The organism is Variovorax boronicumulans, assembly GCF_009811375.1.
GTDB lineage: Bacteria > Pseudomonadota > Gammaproteobacteria > Burkholderiales > Burkholderiaceae_C > Variovorax > Variovorax boronicumulans.
On the sequence record NZ_BKDH01000001.1, the window covers coordinates 1,440,188 to 1,462,360 of the forward strand.

At 73.1% G+C, this 22,173-nt stretch carries 11 protein-coding genes; 8 read left to right on the forward strand and 3 right to left on the reverse strand.

The annotated features are described in order from the left end of the window. Positions 1-19 precede the first annotated feature (19 nt). Entirely contained in the window at positions 20-1,372 is a 1,353-nt protein-coding gene (locus tag VHAB30_RS06600; protein ID WP_159276241.1) for an efflux RND transporter periplasmic adaptor subunit, read from the forward strand. Next, the gene (locus tag VHAB30_RS06605; protein ID WP_235926470.1) at positions 1,366-3,489 is read left to right on the forward strand and encodes an HlyD family efflux transporter periplasmic adaptor subunit; all 2,124 of its coding nucleotides are present in this window, start codon (positions 1,366-1,368) and stop codon (positions 3,487-3,489) included. The genes VHAB30_RS06600 and VHAB30_RS06605 overlap by 7 nt, the downstream gene beginning before the upstream one ends. A gap of 60 nt (positions 3,490-3,549) precedes the next feature. On the opposite strand, the gene VHAB30_RS31270 is transcribed toward VHAB30_RS06605, so the two are convergent. Beyond that, the gene (locus tag VHAB30_RS31270; RefSeq protein ID WP_255221250.1) at positions 3,550-3,681 is read right to left on the reverse strand and encodes a hypothetical protein; all 132 of its coding nucleotides are present in this window, start codon (positions 3,679-3,681) and stop codon (positions 3,550-3,552) included. 149 nt (positions 3,682-3,830) lie between these two features. Between VHAB30_RS31270 and VHAB30_RS06610 the strand changes: the two genes are divergently transcribed. Next, complete coding sequence (locus VHAB30_RS06610; protein ID WP_062482660.1) at positions 3,831-4,328, forward strand: arsenate-mycothiol transferase ArsC; 498 nt, start codon at positions 3,831-3,833, stop codon at positions 4,326-4,328. Positions 4,329-4,334: 6 nt separating this feature from the next. Here VHAB30_RS06610 and VHAB30_RS06615 read toward each other — a convergent pair whose 3' ends face one another. Beyond that, a complete protein-coding gene (locus tag VHAB30_RS06615) occupies positions 4,335-4,655 on the reverse strand; it encodes a hypothetical protein (RefSeq protein ID WP_070061202.1) in 321 nt (106 codons plus the stop codon). Between the two features lie 266 nt (positions 4,656-4,921). On the opposite strand from VHAB30_RS06615, the gene VHAB30_RS06620 reads away from it, so the two are divergent. Beyond that, positions 4,922-5,179 carry a hypothetical protein gene (locus VHAB30_RS06620; protein ID WP_062482654.1) on the forward strand — a complete coding sequence of 86 codons (258 nt, stop codon included), beginning with the start codon at positions 4,922-4,924 and terminating at the stop codon, positions 5,177-5,179. 244 nt (positions 5,180-5,423) lie between these two features. Here the strand turns inward: VHAB30_RS06620 and VHAB30_RS06625 are convergent, their stop codons facing one another. After that, positions 5,424-5,795 (reverse strand): hypothetical protein, encoded by a 372-nt coding sequence (locus VHAB30_RS06625; protein WP_082818347.1) that lies wholly within the window; start codon positions 5,793-5,795, stop codon positions 5,424-5,426. A 235-nt stretch (positions 5,796-6,030) separates the two neighbouring features. Here VHAB30_RS06625 and VHAB30_RS06630 point away from each other — a divergent pair, with 235 nt between their 5' ends. The 4 genes from VHAB30_RS06630 (at position 6,031) to VHAB30_RS06645 (ending at position 22,094) form a co-directional block, all read left to right on the forward strand. Next, positions 6,031-6,753 (forward strand): secretin and TonB N-terminal domain-containing protein, encoded by a 723-nt coding sequence (locus VHAB30_RS06630; RefSeq protein WP_159276242.1) that lies wholly within the window; start codon positions 6,031-6,033, stop codon positions 6,751-6,753. A gap of 5 nt (positions 6,754-6,758) precedes the next feature. Beyond that, positions 6,759-7,319 carry an RNA polymerase sigma factor gene (locus VHAB30_RS06635; protein ID WP_159276243.1) on the forward strand — a complete coding sequence of 187 codons (561 nt, stop codon included), beginning with the start codon at positions 6,759-6,761 and terminating at the stop codon, positions 7,317-7,319. Next, positions 7,309-8,307, forward strand: a complete 999-nt coding sequence (locus tag VHAB30_RS06640) for a FecR family protein (RefSeq protein WP_235926472.1) — start codon at positions 7,309-7,311, stop codon at positions 8,305-8,307. Before VHAB30_RS06635 ends, VHAB30_RS06640 begins: the two co-directional genes overlap by 11 nt. A gap of 131 nt (positions 8,308-8,438) precedes the next feature. After that, positions 8,439-22,094 carry a filamentous haemagglutinin family protein gene (locus tag VHAB30_RS06645; RefSeq protein ID WP_159276245.1) on the forward strand — a complete coding sequence of 4,552 codons (13,656 nt, stop codon included), beginning with the start codon at positions 8,439-8,441 and terminating at the stop codon, positions 22,092-22,094. Positions 22,095-22,173 lie beyond the last annotated feature (79 nt).

The window sequence follows — 22,173 nt, forward strand, 5'->3', positions numbered from 1 at the left end:
GCGGCAAGGGCGGAGCGTCGTGACCGATCTCGCGTTCCATGCGCTGGCCGCGAAGGTGCGGGCGGCGCAGCGCCCGGCCGACCTGGCCTTCCTGATCTGCAACGAGACCCACGCGCTCGCGCCGTACCGGCAGGCCGCGCTGGTCGGCTTCTTCGGCGCGCGCCGCACGCGGCTGGTGGCGCATTCGGGGTTGGCCGATGTCGAGTCCGACTCGCCCTATGCGCTGTGGCTGGCCTCGGTGGCCGACCACCTGAAGGCGCGGCTGGACGAACTGCCGGCCGCCGCGCGCGTGCTGGCGCTGTCGCCCGGCATGCTGCCGCCGGCGCTCGCCGCGTCGTGGGCCGACTGGCTGCCCGACCAGGTGTGGGTGCTGCCCATGGCCGACCCCGACGGCCGCGCGCGCGGCGCGCTGTTCCTGGCGCGCGAGGCGCCGTGGCCTACCGAGTTCGACGCCAAGGCGCCCGAGTTCTTGCTGCTGCAGGCCGCCGCGATGTACGGCCATGCGTGGTGGGCACTGACCGGGCGCCGCCGCTCCATCGGCACGCTGCTGCAGGAAGCCTGGGCGCGCAAGCCGCTGCGCTGGGCGCTGGCGCTGCTGCCGCTCGCGCTCCTGGTGCCGGTGCGCGAGTACGCGCTGCTGCAGGCCGAGGTGATCTCCACGCGCAGCCAGGTGATCGCCTCGCCGCGCGACGGCGTGATCCGCCGCATGACCGTGCCGCCCAACACGCCGGTGGTGGCCGACCAGACCATCGCCGAGCTCGACGACACCACGCTGGACAACCGGCTGGCCGTGGCGCGCGCGGCGCTGTCGACCGCGCGGCTGGAACTGCACCAGGCCTCGCAGCGGGCCATCGAGTCGCAGTCGGCCAAGGCCGAGCTGAGCCTGGCCGAAGGCAAGCTGCGTGAGCGCGAGGTGGAGGTGGGTGCGCTGCAGCGCGAAGTGGCGCAGCTGCAGATCAAGGCGCCGGCCGCGGGCGTGTTCGTGTACTCCGACCCCGACGACTGGGCCGGCCGCCCGGTGCAGACCGGCGAGCGCGTCGGGCTGCTGGCCGACCCGGCCGTGCTCGGCGTGCAGGCCTGGGCGCCGGTGAGCGAGGCGGTCAACCTGGCGCCGGGCGCGCCCATGACCTTGTTCCTGCGCGTGGCGCCGCTGGACCCGGTGTCGGCCCGGCTCGACCACGCCGGCTACCAGGCGGTCGAGGCGCCCAACGGCGTGGCGAGCTACCAGCTGCGCGGCCACCTGAGCGAGCCCTCGGGCGTGGCGCGCATCGGCCTGCGCGGCACGGCGCGCGTGTCGGGCGAGTGGACCGTGCTCGGCTACCTGCTGCTGCGCCGGCCGTTCGCGGCGGCGCGGGAGTGGTGCGGGTGCTGAGCGGCACGGCGCCCGCAGGCCGTGGCGCCCCTGCGGGTGCTGCAGCGCCGCCGCCGTGGCCGGCGCTGCGCGAGGAACTGCAGATCCATCCGGCCGGCGCCAACGGCGACGGCTCGCCGGCCTGGCACGTGTGCGACCCGGTGCGCAACCTGTTCTTTCGCATCGGCTGGCTGGAGTTCGAGATCCTGCAGCGCTGGCCGATGGCCGACGCTGCGCGCATCGCGCAGGCGATCGAACGCGACACACCGCTGGCGCCCGACGCCGACGACGTGGCGCGCTTCCAGGGCTTTCTCGAACAGCACCAGCTGCTGCGCACCGTGCGCCGCAAGCCGCCGATGCCGGCCTGGCGATGGCTGCTCAACAACTACCTCTTCGTGCGCATTCCGCTGGTGCGGCCGGCGCGGCTGCTCGAGAAGATGCTGCCCTGGGTCGAGTGGCTCTACAGCCGCTGGTTCGTGGCGCTCACCGCACTCGCCGCCGGCGTCGGCATGCTGCTGGCCGCGCGGCAATGGGACACGGTGGCGGCCCAGCTGCGCGGCGCCATCAGCTGGGAGGGCGTGCTGGGCTTTGCCGGCGCGCTCGTGGTGTCGAAGCTGCTGCACGAGATGGGGCACGCGCTCATGTCCACGCGCCACGGCGTGCGCGTGGGGCACATGGGCGTCGCGCTGCTGGTGATGTGGCCGATGGCCTACACCGACACCGGCGAAAGCTGGAGGCTGGCGCGCTCGCGGCATCGCCTGGCCATCGCGTCGGCCGGCATCTGCGCCGAGCTGGTGCTGGCCGCGTGGTCGACGTTGTTGTGGGCCTTCATGCCCGACGGCGACCTGCGCAACGCGCTGTTCTTTCTGGCGACGACGGCCTGGGTGCTGACGCTCGCGGTGAACGCCAGCCCCTTCATGCGCTTCGACGGCTACTACATGCTGACCGATGCGCTGGATTTTCCGGGCCTGCACGAACGTGCCGGGCAGCAGGCCAAGCGTGCACTGCGGCGCTGGCTGCTGGGCTTCGACGACCCGTCGCCCGAGACGCTGACGCCGGGCTTCCGGCGCTTTCTCATCGCCTTCGCGTTCGCCACCTGGGTCTACCGGCTGGTGCTGTTCATCGGCATCGCGGTCGTCGTCTACCACGCGTTTTTCAAGGCGCTGGGTGTGTTCCTTTTCATCGTCGAGATGGGCGTGTTCGTGGTGCGGCCGGTGATGGCCGAGTTGAGCGTGTGGCACGCGCGGCGCGGCGAGATCAGGCCGCGGCGGCGCCTCGGCGCGGTGCTGCTGCTCGCACTCGTGGCGGCCGTGCTGCTGGTGCCGTGGCACGGCGGCATCTCGGCGCCGGGCGTGCTCCGGGCCGGCGTCGAGCAGCCCGTGTTCTCGCCTTACGCGGCGCGGCTGGCGGCGATGGAAACCAGCGACGGCGCGACCGTGGCAGCGGGGCAGTCGCTGGTCACGCTCGAGGCGCCCGGCCAGACCGAGGAGCGCGAGAAGGCGCGCGTGATGTCCAGCGCCTACGCACGCGCGGCGCGCGGCGCCATGGGCCTGGAAGAACGCCCGGCGGCGCAGCAGGTGCTGGCCGAGCAGCAGGCCAGCCGCTGGGACACCGAACGCCGCGCGCGCGACGCCGAGCTGCTGCGCCTGCGGCTCGTGGCGGCGCACGGCGGCACGCTGCGCGACGTCGATCCGCTGCTGCAGTCCGGCACGTGGGTGGCGCCGTCGCAACTGATGGCGATGGTGGTCGACGGGCGGCGCTGGCGCGTGGAGGCGCTGGTGCCCGAGCACGACCGCCAGCGCCTGGCGGCCGGCAGCCGCGCGGTGATCCTCGTCAAGGGCCGCACGCGCAAGCTCGAAGGACAGGTGCGCGCCATCGACAACAGCCCGGTGCGCCGGCTGCCGCACCTGCTGCTGGCGCAGGACCACGGCGGCCCCATCGCGCTCAACCCGACCGCGCAGAAGAAAGACCTGCGTCCGGCCGAAGCCTGGTTCCGCGTGACGGTGGAGGGAGAAGACGACGCGCCGGTCGACGGGGTGCGCGAGGTGCGCGCGCATTTCGAAGGCACCCGCGAGAGCCTGGCCCGCCGCTGGGTCCATGCGGCGACCTCGGTGCTGATCGAGCAGTCGGGGTTCTGAACAAGCGCGCCCGCTTGCGCCGGCCGGCCATGTGCCGGCAGGCGATGCCCGCGGTCTGCCTTACAGCCGGGTGTGCTCGGAGTGCGGCATGTCCTGGTCGGAACGCAGGACCGCCAGCATGCTCATGAGCGTCACGCCCGCGGCAAGACCGACCAGGAAAGCAAGCACAACGAGGGAGGGGTCGGTTGTCATGCGGTTCTAACGCCGACCCATCCCGCAAGGTTTACGAGTGTTTACACTTATTTGTCATGTCTGCAGGTCCGGGGTAAACAGGCGTCTGCAAAAGGGTCCCTGTGCTTCGGCACCCACCTGCCACACGGCGTGGCTATAGTCGTTCGACCATGCAGAAACGGATCGAGGTTGTCTTTGTCTCGCGGCGCAATTCGCTGCGCAGCGTGCTGGCCGAGGCCTGTCTTGCCCACCTCGATGCGAAGCGCTTTTCGGTGCGCTCGTGCGGGCAGCCGGGGCGGCTGGCGGCGGACGTGCATCCCGCGGCCGTCGAGGCGCTGGGCAGCGCCGGCATGGCCTTGCCGACCTCGCCGCCGCGCAGCTGGGACCTGCTGGCGCGCGCGGGATCGCACAACGCCGATGTCGTCATCACGCTCGACCCCGCGCTCGAACCGCTGCAGCCGCGCTGGCCCGGCCAGCCCGATGCGGCCCTGTGGCCTTACCCCGACGTGGCCGGCGCCAACACCGGCCCCGACGACGCGGCGCATGGCGCGCTCCAGGTGCTGTACTCGCTGCGCCGCCGGCTCGAGTTGCTGGTCAACCTGCCGCTCGTGGGCGCCGACCGCAGCGCGCTGCGCTCCGACATCCGCGACATGGCGCACATGCGCTGACGCGCTCTAGGGGGCGGCGAGCCGCAGCACGAAGGTCTTGGTGTGCGGGTCGGTGAGAAACACCTGCGCCACCTGCCAGGCCTGCGCATGCGCGTCGCGCCAGGCGGTGGCGTACTTGATGTCCAGACGGGTCATGGGCGGTTCGTCGAGCCGCTCGAGCCGGCGCCAGAGCCGGTAGCAGTGCGCGACCTGCCGGGGCGAGCCGAGCAGTTCCTCGAGCTTGATGCGGTAGGTGAATGCCGCCACCATCACGTCGCGCACCGTGACGTTGCGGCCTTCGACTTCGATGGTGTAGAGGTGTTCGGCGGAGTGGGTCTCGTCCTTCATGCGGCGGCGCGGAAATCGGGGCGGACGGTGTCGACCTGCGGGGCAGGCCGGTCGGGAGGGTGCGCAGAAAGAGGGAGACGGATCACGGCCGCTCCATCCTAGATGGCACGCTGTTTCGGCGCGAGTGCCGAAAGTCATGCGGATGTTCACACATGGTGTCCCTTTGCGCGAAGCGCGTGAAATTGTTATTAAACGAAATTAAATGCTAATACCTAGGAACTATGTCCTAGGGCGGCGCCGGCAGTAGCCCTAAGCTCCTCACTGACATGAGCGCCACACAGCAACATCTTTTCGTCGAACTTTCCGACGGTTGGTCCAGCGAGATCGACATCCGCCAGACCACCGGCGGCCGCTATGCCGGCGTGGCCGAACTTCGCCTGCGCGGGCTCAAGCGCGGCGTGCTCGTCTTCATGCAGCAGCCCTCGCTGGACGCCGCGGTCGCGCGCGTGCGCCTGCGGGCCAGCCAGTTCGCCCGCGAGCGCCTGTCGCTCGCCGAAGCCCGGACCGGCGCACGGGCGAGCTGACCGGGTTCATCCGCACCCGCCGCAGCCCGCGGTTGAAGTTTTTCTATCCCGGCCATCGGGATTGCCAAACCCGCAGCGCCCGCAAGCGGCGCACCATCGAGGCTCACGGATCTCACCGATGGAGCACACGACATGTTGAAGACCTTCAGGAAAGCCATTGGCGTCGCCATTTCGCTGGCCGGGTTCGTGGTGCTGGTGACCCAGCAACTCTGAACGCCCGGCCTTTTTTCCCGCATGGCCTCGCTCAGGGCCGCGCCGGCAGCAGCGGCGAGGTGTACACCGCCGGCGGCGGACGCTGCGGATACACCGAGGTGCCGAAGGTGTTGCCCATGCGATGCCCGGTCGCCGCGCGATTGAACAAGCCCAGCTGATTGCCCGGCCGCTGCGTGATCGCTTCCGAGGCCAGCCCGGGCGCCGCGTCGTCCGGCCCGCGTGCCGGCATCGTGGGCGCGAGCTTGCGGGTCAGGCAGTCGTAGGCGGGCGTGCGCTCGCCGTTCACCACCACTTCGACGCAGCTGCCGTCGGCCTCGCCGCCACCGGAGGGCGGCGTCTGCGCCGCCGCGCCAGTGCCGATCACCGAGAGCATCACGCCGAACAGCCACACACCGACGCGCATCGTTGCACTCCAGGAAAAAAAGAAGAAGGAACGCCGTGCCGCGATCACGGCCAACCGGGCAGTCTGGACCGCGTGCAAGTCAGGAAGAAGACGGAATCTCGCGAGGCCGGAAGTGTGAACGAAACGTCACATGTCGGTCACGTGCGGTCGCTAGTCTCGCCCGCACGCTCACCCGGGCCGCACGGCGGACGGCCGCTTTCCAGACCCTTCGTTGCTGCTGTTGATCCTCCGTCACATGACACGTACTTCCGCATCGGGCGGTGGCCTGACACTGTCCTGGTGCCTCGTCATGGCGCTGGTGATGTGCGCCGCCCATGCCGCGGCAGCCGACGACCCGGCGAGCGACGCGCCGGCGCTGCATTTCGATCTGCCGGCGCAGCCGCTGGCACGCTCCCTCGCCGTCTTCGGCCACCTCACCGGGCATTCGGTGCTCGTCACCAGCCGCCTCACCGACGGCCGCGAGGCGTCGCCGGTGCAGGGCGACTTCGCACCGCGCGACGCGCTGCAGCGGATGCTCGTGGGCACCGGGCTGGTGGCGCGCTACACCGGAGCCAGCGCGTTCACGCTCGTGCCGACACAGCCGGCGACCGCCGCCCCCGATGAACGCGCGCCGACGGGCGCCGCCCCGGCCGGAAACGTCCCGGCCTTGCAGGCCTACGCGGCCGTGCTGCAGGGGGCGGTCACGCGCGTGCTGTGCATCGCGCAGCCCGACGCCTTCGGCCGCTACCGGCTCGCGGTCCAGTTGTGGATCGACCCGGCAGGCGCCGTCACCGAGGCACGCCTGCTCGAAGGAAGCGGCGTGCCGGCGCGCGACGCCACCGTGCTCGCCAGCCTGCGCACGCTCGGGCTGGACACGCCGCCGCCGGCCGCGCTGCCGCAGCCCGTCACGCTGCTGCTGACCCCGCGCCCCGACCCGGCGCGCGACTGCCGGCCGTACCTGCGCGCGCGCGCAGGCTGAGTCGCATGTCCGAATCGATCAAGGCCTCGCTGCGCGCGCTGTTCCTCGCGCGCTATGCGCAGTTCCGCAAGCACCTGCACCACCGCCTCGGCTCGGAAGACCTCGCCAACGATGCGCTGCAGGAGGCCTACCTGCGCGTGGAGAACTCGACCGTGCGCAGCGCCGTGCGCTACCCCTCGGCCTATCTGTTCCGCATCGCGCTCAACGTGGCGGAAGACCAGCGCAAGAGCAATTCGCGGCTGCTGAGCGTGGGCGAGGTCGAGGCGCTGTACGACATGGCCGACGAGGCCGCCGACCCCGCGCGCGGCGCCGAGGCGCGCAACGAAATCGAGGCGCTCGAGCGCGCGCTGGCCGAGCTGCCGCGCCGCCGCCGCGCCATCGTGCTGGCCGCGCGCGTCGACGAGATGCCGCACAAGGACATCGCGGCGCGCTACGGCGTGTCGGCGCGCACCGTCGAGAAGGAATTGCGCGCCGGCCTGGAACATTGCTGCGAGCGGCTCGGGCGGGATTTCATCCAGCGCTTCGGTCCCGGCGCCGGAAAACAGTCTCCCCATGATGACCGCTGAAGAACCCCAGGCGACCGAGGCCATGAAGCAGACCCTGCAACGCGAAGCGCAAGCCTGGGTGGTGCGGCTCGGCTCGCAACAGGCCACCGAAGACGACGCCCAGGCCTTCCGGCGCTGGTGCGCGCGCAGCCGCGAGCACGCGCAGGCCTTCGTGCAGGCGCGCCAGGTGTGGCAGGCCATGGCGCCGGCCGCGCAGCGCGTGCGCCAGCAGGAAGCGCGCGAGGCGGCCCGCCGTCTGCCGGTGCCCGGTCGCCGTGCCTTCCTGGGCGGTGCGGTCGCGGCGTCGGTCGCCTACCTCGCGGTGTCGCCGCCGCTGGCGCTGTGGCCCTCGGTCGCCGAATGGGGCGACGACTACCGCACCGCCACCGGCGAGCAGCGCGAGGTCGCCATGGGCGACGGCGTGGTGCTGCAGATGAACACGCAGACGCGCATCAACCTGCGGCGCGGCGCGACGCCGGAGCTTGCAGGCGAGGCCATCGAGCTGGTGTCCGGCGAGGCCGAGGTGCTGGCCGGCGGCCCGGCCTCGGCGCGCGTCACGGTCGCGGCGGGCGGTGGCACGGTGTCGGCCACGCGCGCGCGCTTCAACATCCGCCACCTCGACGGCGAGGTCTGCGTGACCTGCCTCGCGGGCCAGGTCGATGTGGCGCAGGGCACGCAGCAGGCGCGGCTCGACGAAGGCCGGCAGCTGCGCTACGGCCCCGCGGGGCTCGGCGTCGTGACGGGCGTGGACACCGGCCCCGTCGTCGCCTGGCGCCGCCGCCAGCTCGTGTTCGACCAGGTGCCGCTGTCGCAGGTGGTGGCCGAGGTCAACCGCTACCGCCACGGCCGGCTCATCCTCACGAACGAGGCGCTGGGCCGCAGCCGCGTGCAGGCCAGCTTCTCCATCGACCGGCTGGACGACGTGGCCTTCCTCGTGCGCGACGTGTACGGCGCCGAACTCACGCAGCTGCCCGGCGGCATCGTGCTGCTGGGCGCCGCGAGCGCCTGAAGTGCGTTCGTGAAGATTTCGTGACATGGTGCAGTCGCGCCGGACCTTCGCTGTCATAGCTCGGTAGTCCACGGGCCCTTGCGCTTCGTGGCCCCGATCGAGCAACGAAACACGAACCCATGGAAGTCCGCATGCAACGCAGCAGCCGCCGCACGGTGTCCCGGCGCAATCCGCCGAACGCGTCCTCTTCTTCTTATTCGTCTGCCGCATTCGCGCAGGTCCGGCTCACGCCGCTGGTGCGCGCCATCGCGCTGCTGCTGGCCGGCGGCGCCGCGTTCGACGGCGCGCAGGCGCAGCAGGCGTTCAGCGGCGCGTGGATGGCGCAGAAGAACATGGCGCAGAGCACCGCGCTGGCCACCGGCCGCCTGCCCAACGGCCTGCCCGCCGCGATGCTCGCGGGGCCGCAGGCGCAGCAGCAGCGTGCGAACGAACAGCTGCAGCAGTCCCTCGGCAACCTGAACCTGGCGGCGCGCGCCATCGCGGCGCAGCAGTCGGCGCAGGCCGCGGCGCGCGCCGCCGCGCAGCACGACCCGTCGGTGCCCGACGGCCTGGCCGAAGGCGGCCTGAAGGTCGACACGAATTCGCTCACCGCCGGCTGGCACAACGCGCGCCCGCTCACGCCCGATTCGCAGCGCCAGGCCGCGGGCCGCACCGTGGTCACGGTCGAGCAGACGGGCGACAAGGCCATCCTCAACTGGGAGACCTTCAACGTCGGCAGGAACACCACCGTGAAGTTCGACCAGCAGGCCAGCTGGTCGGTGCTCAACCGCGTGAACGACCCGAAGGCGCGGCCCTCGCAGATCCAGGGGCAGATCCAGGCCGACGGCACGGTGATGGTCGTGAACCGCAACGGCATCGTGTTCAGCGGCAGCAGCCAGGTCGACACGCGCAACCTCGTGGCCGCGGCCGCGGGCATGAGCGACGCGCAGTTCAAGCGGGGCCTGTACAGCGAAACGCGCGGCAGCACCCAGGTGCCGGTGCTGGCCAACGACCTGGTGCTCCACGCCACCGGCGCCACGCACGGCGCGGCCACCGCCGACGTGGTGGTGGAGCCCGGCGCGCGCATCGCCACGCGCCGGCCCACCAGCGTGACCGAGGGCGGCGGCTATGTGCTGCTGGCCGGGCGCGAGGCGCACAACCACGGCAGCATCACGACCGCCAACGGCCAGACCGTGCTGGCCGCCGGCGACGCCTTCGTGATCCGCAAGGGCATGGGCACCGACGGCAACAGCGACTCGAGCACGCGCGGCAACGAGGTCGATCCGCTGCGCCTGGCCGGCAGCGCCGCCGGCCGCGTGCGCAACACCGGCCTGATCGCCGCGCCGACCGGCGACGTGACCCTGGTCGGCAAGACCGTGGAGCAGCAGGGCGTGCTGCTGTCCAGTAGCTCGGTCAACACGCGCGGCACGCTGCACCTGCGGGCGGTGGGCGAGGCCGGCGAGGCGCGCGTCACGCTGGCGCCGCAGAGCACCAGCGCGATCGTGCTGGAGAACGACGGCGCCACCGCGCTCGACGTGCAGCGCGACACCCTGCTGAAGGACTCGATGCGCCTGAGCGACGGCGGCTACAACCGCCGCGACCAGTCGCTGGTGAAGATCGACTCGGCCGGCGACATCGACTTCGACGGCGGCTCGCTCACCCTGGCCACCGGCGGCCAGGTGCAGGCGCGCGCCGAGCGCCGCACGCGCGTGGCCAGCGGCGCCGCCATCGACGTGGCGGGCGCGGTCGGCGTCGGCGTGGCCATGGCGTCCAACAACGTGAAGATCAACGTGCAGGGCAACGAGCAGCGCGACGCGCCGCTCAACCGCGACGGCAAGCGCCTGAACAACCTGGACATGTGGATCGACCGCCGCGACCTCGTGCGCGTGGCGGCCGGCGTCAACGGCTACGCCGGCGAGCGCTGGTACACCGGCGGCGGCCTGCTGGAGGTCGGCGGCTACCTCAACACCGACGGCCACACCGTCGGCGAATGGGCCGCGTCGGGCGGCACGGTGGCCTTCGCGGGCGGCGAGCTGGTCACGCAGCGTGGCTCGCGCATCAACGTGGCCGGCGGCACGCTCGATGTGCAGACCGGCCGGCTGCAGCAGAGCTGGCTCAAGGGTCCCGACGGGCGCCTGTACAACCTGTCGACCGCGCCGGCCGACATCGTCTACACCGGCCTGTACCGCGGCTTCGAGGACGAGCACGCGCGCTGGGGCAAGACCACCACCGGCTACTTCTACAACCCGCTGATCGCGCCGCGCGAGCGGCTGGAAAACGGCTACACCGTGGGCCGCGATGCCGGCCAGGTGCAGGTCGGCACGCGCGCCGCGGTGCTCGAAGGCGACATCGACGCCACCGTGTTCCAGGGCGAGCGCCAGCAGCGCAAGCGCGATGCGGGCCTGGACAGCTACCGCCAGCTGCAGACGGCTGCGCCGCTGGCCGGGCGCCTGGTCATCGGCGGCGTGGCGCCGGTGTACGACGCCGCCACCGGCCTGCTGCGCGACAACCCGTCCGCGCGGGTCGACCGCGTCACCTTCGCCGAGGCGCCGATCTCGCCCGCCACGCTGGCCGATGCGCTGGCCGCCGGCGAGGCACTGCCGAAGGAGCTCGCGGGTCATGTGCGCATCGACAGCCGGTGGCTGCAGCGCCAGCGCCTGGGCGGTGTCGTCGCCTATGCGAACGACACGGTGGCCGTGACGTCCGCGCTCGCCGTCGCGCCCGGCGGCAGCATCGCGCTGCACGCGCCCACGGTGGCGGTGGACGCCGACCTGATCGCGCGCGGCGGCAGCATCGCGCTGGGCGACCTGGTCAGCCGCTTCGCCAGCGCCAACGGCGGCAGCTGGGTCGACATCTCCATCGCCGACGTGCTGCCGGTCGGCTACGCGCCGCGCGTGGCGGTGGGCGAGGGCGTGCGGCTGGATGCGCGCGGCCTGTGGAGCCACGTCGCGCAGTCGCCCGATCGCATCGAGGGCCTGCCCTATGTCGATGGCGGGCAGGTCACGCTGCGCAGCACCGGCGACGTGGTGCTCGGCGCGCGCAGCCTGGTCGACGTGTCGGGCGGTGCGGCGCTGCTGGCCGGCAACGAACTGCGCGGCGGCCGCGGCGGCGACGTGACGCTGATGGCAGCCCAGCCCGGCAACGAAGGCGCGGGCCCGGGCACGCTGCGCATGGACGGCGAGGTGCGCGGCCACGGCGTGAAGGGCGGCGGCAAGCTGACGCTGGCCAACGGCGCGGCCATCGGCATCGGCGAGCTGCCCGCGGGCGGCGACGGACAGCTCGCGGCGGGGCGCAGCAGCACCGTGCACCTGCGGCTGGCCGGCGACTACGTCATCGCCGCCGGCAGCGAGATCCCGATGGACTTCGCCGTCACGGTGTCGCGCGCGCTGCCGGGCGAGGCGCTCAAGGAGAGCGTGCAACCCGGCGTCAGCAACGCGCGCACCGTCATCACCGGCGCCGACTGGGTGGTGCCGCCGGGCACGCAGGCGTTCCTGCTCGACGGCAAGGGCTACGAGCCGGGCCAGACGGTGCCGGCCGGCAGCGTGCTGGCGGCCATCACCCTGCTGGCCAAGGGCTACGTGCTGCCCAAGGACGTGTTCCCGTCGGGCCTGCCGATCCCGCCCAAGACCACGTCGTACAAGGCCGGCACGGTGGCCGCCGCCGACACCGTGATGCCCGCGGGCACGCCGATCGTCGCCGGCACCGCGCTGCCGCGTGCGGTCGCGGTGCGGCCGCTGCTGCGCCTGGACACCGACTTGTTCCGCAGCGGCTTCGCGCAGTACTCGGTGCGCGGCCAGGACGGCATGGCCGTGGCCGACGGCGCGCGCGTGGACGTGCGCATGCCGGTGCAGCGCTTCGACCCCGTCGCCGGCGCGCTCGCGCCCACCGGCGCCGACCCGTCCACCGCGCTGCCGCTGTGGACCCCGCCGGTGTACCAGGACGACCCGGTGAAGCAGAAGCTCACCCAGCGCGCCGGCGCCGACCTGACGCTGGAGGCCGGCACGCTCTACCAGCGCGCGCCGCTGGTGGTGGGCGAGGGCGCCCACATCGCGCTCGACCCCGGCCGCACGCTCACGCTGCGCGGCAACGACCAGATCACGGTCGATGGCACGCTCTCGGCCTGGGGCGGGCGCGTCTCGCTGCTGCCGGGCGAGCACGGCACGGGCAACGCGCGCAACCTGGCCGACGGCATGCCCAACGCGCGCTCGTACTGGATCGGCGAGCACGCGCTGATCGACGTCGCCGCGCGCCCGGTGGTGGCCACCGACGCGCGCGGCCACCGCTACGGCCAGGTGGCCAACGGCGGCACCATCGAGATCGGCGCGCGCCACGTGCTCGATGCCACGCAGGTGGACGCGGCCGATGCCTTCGTGGTGCTGCGCCCCGGCGCGCGGCTGGAGGCCTCGGGCACCTCGGCGACGCTCGACCTGCCGGGCCGTGGCGCGACCGAGGTCGCCAGCCACGGCGGCACCATCGCGCTGAGTTCCTTCCGCGGCCTGTTCCTGGACGGCGACATGCGCGCCGCCGCGGGCGGCGCGGGCGCGGCCGGCGGCATGCTGGCGCTGAACCTGGACACGCCCATCTACGGCCAGGTAGCGCGCTACAACCTGAAGGGTGAGAACGTCGACGACGCGGTGCGCGTGCCGCGCGAGATGCTGCTGGCGCAGGTGCAGGGCCGCAGCGCGGTGGCCGACGCCGCCGGCCTGCGCCCGGGCCAGGCGCACGGCGCGCTGGCCTACGGCACGGCGCGCATCGGCGTCGACCGCATCCACGACGGCGGCTTCGACAACCTGTCGCTGCTCAGCCACGGCATGCTGTCCTTCGACGGCAGCGTCGATCTCTCGCTGGGTCAGAGCCTGCGCCTGACCACCACCGCGCTGGCCCTGGCCGATGCGTCCGCGACCGATGCGCGTGTGGCACTGGCGGCGCCCTACATCCGCCTGGCCGCCAGCGGGCGCACCCAGCCCGACGACTACATCCTGCCCAACCCGGTGCTCGGCTCGCGCAACGCGGGCGGGGGGGCCGGCACGCTGGGCGTGCCGCTGGTGTCGGCCGGCAGTTCGCTGCGGCTGGACGCGCAGCTCATCGACCTGGCGGGCATGGTGCAGCAGGGCGTGCGCGGCACCATCGTGCGCAACGTGCCCGAGGACCTGGTCGTGGAGCGCAACGCCTTCGACCGCACGCTGCTGCGCAGCAGCGGCGACCTGCGTTTCTCGAACAACGCCAGGTTCTACGTGCCGGGCGACCTCACGCTGGCGGCGGCGCAGATCTACCCGGCCACCGGCGACAGCGGGCTGGTGCAGGTCGGCCAGCGCAACGTCATCGACAAGTGGGGCACCCGCCAGGCCGAGATGGACATGAACCGCCGGCTGGTGATCGAGCGCGTGGGCGACACGCCGGCCATGCCGCAGTCGGCCTTCGGTTCGCTCACCTTCCACGCCGCCCACATCGAGCAGCGCGGCGTGCTGCGCGCGCCGCTGGGCGGCATCGCGCTGGGCAGCGTCTTCGGCGACACCTCCACCAGCACCGTGCAGCTGCATGCGGGCAGCCTGACCTCGGTCAGCGCCGACGGGCTGCTGATGCCCTACGGCGGCACGCAGGACGGGCTGACCTATCTCTTCAACGGCAAGGACGTGGCCTACCGCGTGCCCGGCGTCGGCCCGGCCATCACGCTGTCCGGCCACGCGGTGGACGTGCGCGAGGGCGCGGTGCTCGACATGTCGGGCGGCGGCACGCTCACCGGCACCGCCTTCCTGGCCGGTCGCGGCGGCTCCACCGACGCGCGCATGCACCCGCTGGTGCAGGTGGGCGCGCAGCGCAAGGGCTTCGTGCTGCCCGGCCTGGCCACCAACCCGGTCTATGCCATCGTGCCGGGCGTGCAGCCGCTGCAGGCGCCGCTCAACGCCGAGAAGGGCGCGAGCGATCCGGCGCTGGGCCGGCAGATCACCATCGGCGCCGGCGTGCCCGGCCTGCCGCCGGGCCGCTACACGCTGATGCCCTCTACCTACGCGCTGCTGCCCGGCGCCTTCCGCGTCGAGCTCAACGGGCTGGCCGCGCAGGTCGGCGCGCCGGGCAGCGCGACGGCGATGCGCAACGGCTCCTACACCGCGCCCGCGCAATTGGGCGTGGCCGGCACCGGCATCCACGACGCGCTGCCGCTGCAGGCGGTGTTCACGCCGGGCGACGTGCTGCGCACCTACGCGCAGTACAACGAGACCGGTTATGCCGACTTCGCCGTGGCGCAGGCGCTGCGCGACGGCGTGCCGCGCCCGCTGCTGGAACGCGATGCCAAGGCGCTGCGCTTCCAGTTCGGCCTGAAGGGCTCGGCGGGCGAGATGCCCGGCGAACCCGCGCTGCGCTTCGCCGGCACCGCGCGCTACGCCACGGTGGGCGACGGCATGGGCGGCACGGCACTGGTGCTCGGCGGAACGGCGCGCTCCTTCGAGGTGCTGGGCGACGGCGCCGCGCCCACGCCGGACTTCAAGGGCACCTCGCTGCATGCGCGCGACCTCAACGCCATCGGCGCCGCGCAGCTGGCCATCGGCGGCGCGCCGGCGGGCACCTTCGTGCAGGACGCCACCGCGGCCGACCGGCTGAAGGACGCCAACCGCCTGGGCTTCAGCAGCGCCGCCGAGGGCATCGTGCTGCGCGAAGGCGCGGTGCTGCGCGCGGGCGAGGTGTTCCTGGTCACCGACCGCCGCGACTCGGGCATCACCGTCGAGTCTGGTGCGGGCATCGACACGCTGGGCCGCGGGCCGGCGGCCTGGGACTCGCGCCGCGGCTACATCTACGAGCCGGGCTTGCGCAGCGTGCTGGCGGTGTCCAACGGCTGGATCGACATCCAGCCGCCGTCCGCGTCCAGCGGCGGACAAACGGGCCCCGGCCGCATCGACATCGGCGTGTGCACCCCCAGCGGCAGCTGCAGCGCCGGCGCGCGGCTGTATTCCGAAGGCACCATCACCGCCGCCACCGACCAGGCCTTCACGCTGGGCGAGAGCACACGCTACGGCACGCGCAACCTGGTGCTGGCACTGGGCGGCATCAACGTGGGCGGCGAACGCGCGCTGGGCGACGCCGCCGCGCGCGGCGCGCTGCCGCCGGGCCTGACGCTGAACCAGTCCGTGCTCGACCGCCTGCTGCGCGGCGACACCAGCACCGGCGCGCCGGCGCTGGAGAACCTGGTGTTCACTGTGCGCGACGCGGTCAACTTCTTCGGCTCGACGCAGCTGTCGACCATCGACCCCGCCACCGGCCGGTCGACGATCGCGCGCCTGATGCTGACCACGCCCGCGATCTACGGCTGGGGCGATGCCGACAGCGTGGCGCGCATCCACACCGACGTGCTGGTGTGGAACGGCACGCGCACGCCGCCCGGCCTGGTGGCCACCGGCGGCGCGGGCACCGGCAGCGGCCGGCTGCAGATCGACGCGCGGCGCATCGAACTGGGCGCCGCGCGCGACATGCGCGTGGACACCGTGCACGACATGGACCGGCTGGTGCTGGGCTTCGGCGAGGTGCAACTCAACGCGAGCGAACAGGTCACGGCGCGCCAGAAGGGCTCGCTCTCGGTCTACCAGTCGCAGGGCGCGTGGGACGAGGCGGCCAAGGGCCATGTGCGCACGGGCGGCGCGCTGCGCATCGACACGCCGCTGTTGACCGGCGAGGCCGGCTCGGTGATGCGCTACACCGCCGGCGGCAACGTGCGCGTGGCCGCGCCGCAAGGCATGCAACCGGCCACGATGACCGACGCCGACGCGTCGCGCGCGCTGGGCGCCGAGATCGCCATCGACGGGCGCAGCGTGACGCTCGACACCGCGGTGGTGCTGCCTAGCGGCAAGCTGGTGCTGCGCGCCGACGGCGACGTGCAGCTGCACGACGGCGCGCGGCTGGACCTGGCCGGGCGGCGCCTGCGCTTCTTCGACGTCGACAAGTACAGCTGGGGCGGCGACGTGGAGATCGAAAGCCGCACGGGCAACGTGCGCCAGACACAGGGCGCGCAGATCGACCTCTCGGCGCAGAACAACCGCGCCGGCCGGCTGGCCGTCACCGCGCTCGGCGCGGGCGCCGGCCAGGTCGAGCTGCTGGGCCGCATCGCCGGCGGCAGCAGCGGCGAGTACGACGCGGGCGGCACGGCGGTGCCCTACGCGGCCGGGCGCATCGACGTGCGCGCGCAGCGCCTGGCCGACTTCGCCGGCCTGAACCGCCGCCTGACCGACGGCGGCGTGGTCGGCGAGCGCAGCTTCCAGCTCAAGCAGGGCGACCTGGTGGTGGGCGACGAGCTGAAGGCGCGCGAGATCAACCTCTCGGTCGACGGCGGCCACCTCACCGTGGCCGGCACCGTGGACGCCGGCGGCGTGCAGGTCGGCAGCATCCGGCTGGCGGCACGCGACGGCGTCACCATTTCCAGCAACGCGCTGCTCGACGCGCACGGCACGCGGCTGCGCGTGGACAGCTACGGCCAGGCCATCGAGGCGCCCAACCGCGCCACCATCGAGATCGACAGCGGCAAGGGCCGCCTCGTGCTGGAGAGCGGCGCGCGCATGGACCTGCGCGCCGGCACCCATGGCACGCCGCGCGCCTTCGGCACGGTGGAACTCAACGCGCCCCGCCTGGGCGGCGCGCGCGGCAACGACATCGACATCGACGCCGGCGGCACGCAGCGCATCGAGGGCGCGCGCACGATCACCGTCAACGGCTTCTTCCGCTACGACGACGCGCCCACGGGCACCGACCCGGACATCAGCGGGCGGCCCTACCAGCGCATCGACCAGGCCTACCTGCAGGCCAAGCACGAGGACAGCACGGCCTTCATGCGCAACGTGCTGGCCAACAGCGCACTGGTCGACGGCCGGCTGGCCGGCCTGCGCGCCTACGGCGATGCCTTCCACCTGCGCCCCGGCGTGCAGATCGTGAGCCGCACGCCCGACGGCGACCTGCAGATCGACGGCGACCTCGACCTTTCGGCCTTCCGCTACGACAGCCTCAACGCGCGCACGCAGCGCACCGGCGTCTACGGCTCGGGCGAGGCCGGCGCGCTGGTGATGCGCGCGGGCGGCAACCTGAAGATCCACGGCAGCATCAACGACGGCTTCGACACCTCGGCGCTGCCGGCCACGCGCGACGACGACGGCTGGGTGCTGCTGAAAGGGCGCGTGCCTTTCGGCGGCGACGTGGTGGTGCCGCGCGGCGGCGTGGTCACGCTGGCCGAGAACACCTTCCTGCAGCCCGGGCGCGCGCTCAACTTCCAGGCGCCGCTCAAGGCCATGAGCCTGGCCGCCGGCACCGTGCTGCCGGTGCGCGCGGTGCTCACCGAGGGCTACACGCTGCCCGCGGGCACGGTGCTCGGCGGCGCGGTGCGCGATGCGTCCGGCCAGGTCCTTCATGCGGCCGGCACCGTGCTGGCGCAGCCGCTCGTGCTGGGCGCGAACATGCAGCTGGACCCCGGCGTGCGGCTGGCGGGCGCGGCCAAGGTCGGCCCGATGCTGTGGCCGGTCGGCGTGCCGCTGCCGTTCCCCGACGGCGCCGTGCTGGACGTCAACCAGCCGCCGTTCTACCGCTACAACGGCCCGGTGCTGGCGCGCGAGGTGCCGCTGCAGCGCGGCGCCGTCATCCCGGCCGAGACGGTGGTCGTGCTGCCTGGCGGCGCGGCGTCGGTGCGGCTGCGCCTGGCCGATGGCGACGGCAACCAGGGCCGCAACTTCGCCATCGCGCCGATGCTGGCTGAGGGCTCGCAGTCGTGGTCGATGCGCCTGGTGGCCGGCGCCGACACGCAGGCCGCCGACAGCCGCGCGCTGCAGCCGCGCGGGCCGCAGCGCGACCTGCTGCTGGCCGACACGCACTACGGCAACGCCTTCACGAAGGAGCTGGTCTCCGGCGGCAAGGTGTGGGCCTGGAACCAGAAGGCGGCCGACGAAGGCTGGGGCAGCTTGGGCAGCATCGTCACGCCGGAGGAGGTGTCCTGGGGCATGTGCGACATCGGCTATTGCGACCTGGTCTCCGAGACCCCCGAGGTCTGGGACTTCAAGTCCTACCCCGTGCGCCAGCCGCTGTTCAGCGTGGTGCGCACCGGCACCGGCGACCTGGACATGCTGGCCGGCAACGACTTCACGCAGCGCTCGCCCTACGGCATCTACACCGCCGGCACCCGCGCCGCGGCGCGCGCGGACGACGCCGACTTCCACCTGCCGCGCGCCAAGGGTCCGCAAGGCACGGTGCTCAACGGTGGCTACGACATCTTCGAGCAGTTCGTGGACAGCCAGAGCCTGTACCGCGCCTGGTACCCCGACCACGGCGGCAACCTGCGCATGCGCGTGCAAGGCGATGCGCGCGGCGACACCATCGGCGTGCGCGGCAACATGCGCCGCACCACCGACGAACTGGGCGTGTTCCGCAAGCAGATGCCCAGCGCCATGCTCGGCAACTGGCTGTGGCGCCAGGGCACCGGCAGCGTGGTGCCGGGCGCCGAGGGCGTGCCCACCGCGTGGTGGATCAACTTCGGCAGCTACGTCGCGGGCCACGAAGGCACGACCTACGACCTCGGCGGCCTCTGGCCCTACCTGGTCGGCTTCACCGGCATCGGCACGCTGGGCGGCGGCAACCTGGTGTTCGAGACCGGCGGCAACGCCGGGATGATGGAGCAGATGGGCGACCACAGCGCCACCTACGTGGCGCGCAGCCAGGGCCTGCATCTCGCCGTGGGCAGCACCGGCCGCGTGACGCGCGCGGGCGAGCTGCTGCTGACCGGCGGCGGCGACCTGGACGTGCGCATCGGCGGCACGCTGAACCCGGCGCCCGAGGTGCGCGCAGTGCCCGCCAGCACCACCTGGCAGGCCGGCAGCCTCCAGCGCTACGACCGCATGCGGCTGGACCTGAACGGGGTCTTCGCCAACCTGCGCGGCGCGCTGCGGCTGGAAAGCGGCGCGGTGGGCGGCATCGAGCTGGACTTCGGCACGCCCGGCCCGAAGGACTCGCGCGCGCTCAGCCCCTACGTCGCGGGTTCGTCGATCGCCTCGGGCGGCCCGGTGCTGATTCCCGGCGACGCCGGCGTGCGTCTCGACGCGCGCGGCGACCTGGTGCTGGGCGGCGTGGCCGATCCGGGGCGCGTGCCCACGCTCACGCACGGCACGCCCTTCAGCGCCAACGGCACGCAGCACCCGGGCGAGGGCTGGACCTGGTTCTCGCTGTGGACGCCGTCGACCGCGATCGACCTGTTCAGCGCCGGCGGCAACCTCACGCCGACGCTGGGCTGGACCGACCTGGGCGATCGCACCAACCACCAGGCGACCGACGGCCGCTTCGTCTACCCGGCCGTGCTGCGCGCGCTGGCGGCCAGCGGCAGCCTGTACTACGGCAGCGCGAGCTCGGGCGTGCGCGACGAATCGAGCAACGGGCCGGTGCTGTCGCCCTGGAGCCTCACGCTGGCGCCGTCGCCGGTCGGCCCGCAGTACGCGGTGAAGCGCACCGCGCAGCTGGAGCTGCTGGCGCGCGACTCCATTCACGCGGCGGGCTACACCATCACGCCCTCGGGCGCCGATCCGTCGCGGCTGGTGGACCCGTTCCAGCCGGGCTTCGCCGCGCTGGGCGGCGAACTCTGGTACGGCCGCGAGCTGATCCACAACACGGCCGCCGACGCGCTGCTGCCCTCCATTGCACTGGACGGCCAGAATTCGTGGCTGCGCTTTCCGCTGTTCACGCTCACCTCGCCCAGCGTGGCCGACGTGGCGCCGGCGGGCCAGCCGCCGTCGCGCTTCTATGCGCTGGAGGGCGACATCGTGGGCCTGCGCACCGGCTCGATCGTCTACCGCGGCTCCAACACCGGCGTGGCGACGCCGAACGGGCTCTGGTACGAAGGCGCCGGCCCGGTGGCGATCCGCGCCGGGCGCGACATCGTCGGTGCCGGCACCGCGCTGGGCGAGGTCGATCTCGTGCCGTCGGAGGGCGCGGGCTGGCGCGGGCGCGACTTCCCCGGCCGGCCGGAACTGCCGCCGCAGCCGCAGACGCTGAACGCCGCCTCGGCGCGCGGCAACCTGATCGTGCACCGCCACGCCGACGACGTGTCGGTGGTGGAGGCCGGGCGCGACATCCGCAACAGCAGCTTCCACATCGCCGGCCCCGGCGAGCTGGTACTGAGCGCCGGGCGCGAGCTGTACATGGCCGACAAGGGCGAGCTCAAGAGCCTGGGCGCCATCGTCAACGTGAAGCCGGGCGACCGCAGCAGCGGCGCCGGCATCTCGGTGGCGGTGGGCGTGGGCCGCGACGGGCCGGACTGGGCCGGCTTTGCCGCGCGCTACCTCGATCCGAAGCGCCGCGCCGCGAGCGGCCAGCCCTTCGCCGACCAGCCCGGCACCGCGCTGTACAGCTACGGCGGCGAACTCACGCTGGCCGGCTGGCTGTCGCAGCAGTTCGGCTACGGCGGCGACGAGGCCGGCGCCGATGCCTACCTGAAGCGCAAGCAGGCCGAGATCGACGGCCAGCGCAGCGAAGGGGGCGGCAGCACGCGCCGCGACCTCGTGCGTGAGTTCGGCCTGGCCGAAGGCCTGCACCTGGTGAACTGGCTGCGCGATCGCTTCGGCGGACGCAACAGCCAGGGCCGCCACTTCGATGCCGCCACCATGGACGCACAGGCCTTCTTCGCCGCGCTGCCGCCCGAGCAGCAGCAGGTGTACCTGCGCAACGTGTACTTCGCCGAGCTGCGCGCCGGCGGGCGCGAGTACAACGAAGAGGGCGGCCCGCGCCGGGGCAGCTACCTGCGCGGGCGCGAGGCCATCGCCACGCTGTTCCCCGCGCAGGGCGCCGACGGCGGCGCGCGCCGCTACCAGGGCGACCTGACCATGTTCAGCAGCGCCAACTACTACGCGAGCAGCTCGGACCCGTTCACCAAGCGCCCGCAGGCCGGCAAGAACTATCTGCGGCGCGACGCCTGGACGGCCGCCGGCCGGCCCAGCGACATCGGCGTGTACGACGCGCTCGACGCCGGCATCCACACCAACTTCGGCGGCAACGTGAACATCCTCGTGCCGGGCGGGCGCACGCTGGTGGGCGTGGACGGCGGCTTCGTGCCGGGCGAGGGCTCGGGCGTGCTGACGCAGGGCGCGGGCGAGGTGCAGATCTACTCGCTGGACAGCATCCTGCTGGGCCAGAGCCGCATCTTCACCACCTTCGGCGGCGGCATCCTGGCCTGGTCGGCGCAGGGCGACATCAACGCCGGTCGCGGCTCGAAGTCGACCGTGGTCTACACGCCGCAGCGGCGCCTGTACGACGACGCCGGCAACGTCAGCCTGTCGCCGACCACGCCCAACACCGGCGCCGGCATCGCCACGCTGAACCCGATCCCCGAGGTGCCGCCGGGCGACATCGACCTGATCGCGCCGCTGGGCACCATCGACGCCGGCGAGGCGGGCATCCGCGTGTCGGGCAACGTGAACCTGGCGGCGCTGCGCGTGGCCAATGCCGAGAACATCCAGGTGCAGGGCAAGTCCACCGGCGTCCCGGTGGTGGCGGCGGTGAACGTGGGCGCGCTCACCAACGCCAGCGCGGCCGCCTCGCAGGCCGCCACCGCGGCGCAGGACGCCGTGCAGCGCGACCGCGCGGCCCAGCGCCAGGCGCTGCCTTCGGTGTTCACCGTGCGCGTGCTCGGCTTCGGCAACGAACCCGCGGGCGGCGAGGGCGGTGGCGGTGGTGCCGGCCGCGAGCGCAGCGGCGCGGCCTACGACCCCAAGGGCGTGGTGCAGGTGCTCGGCGCGGGCGCGCTCACCACCGCGCAGATGCAGTCGCTCACGCCGGGCGAGCAGCGGGGGCTGAAACGCTGAGCGGCTGAACCTTTGCGCTACCCGCGCCGGCGGAAAAAACAGAAGGGCCTCCCATGCGGAGGCCCTTCTTCTTATGTGC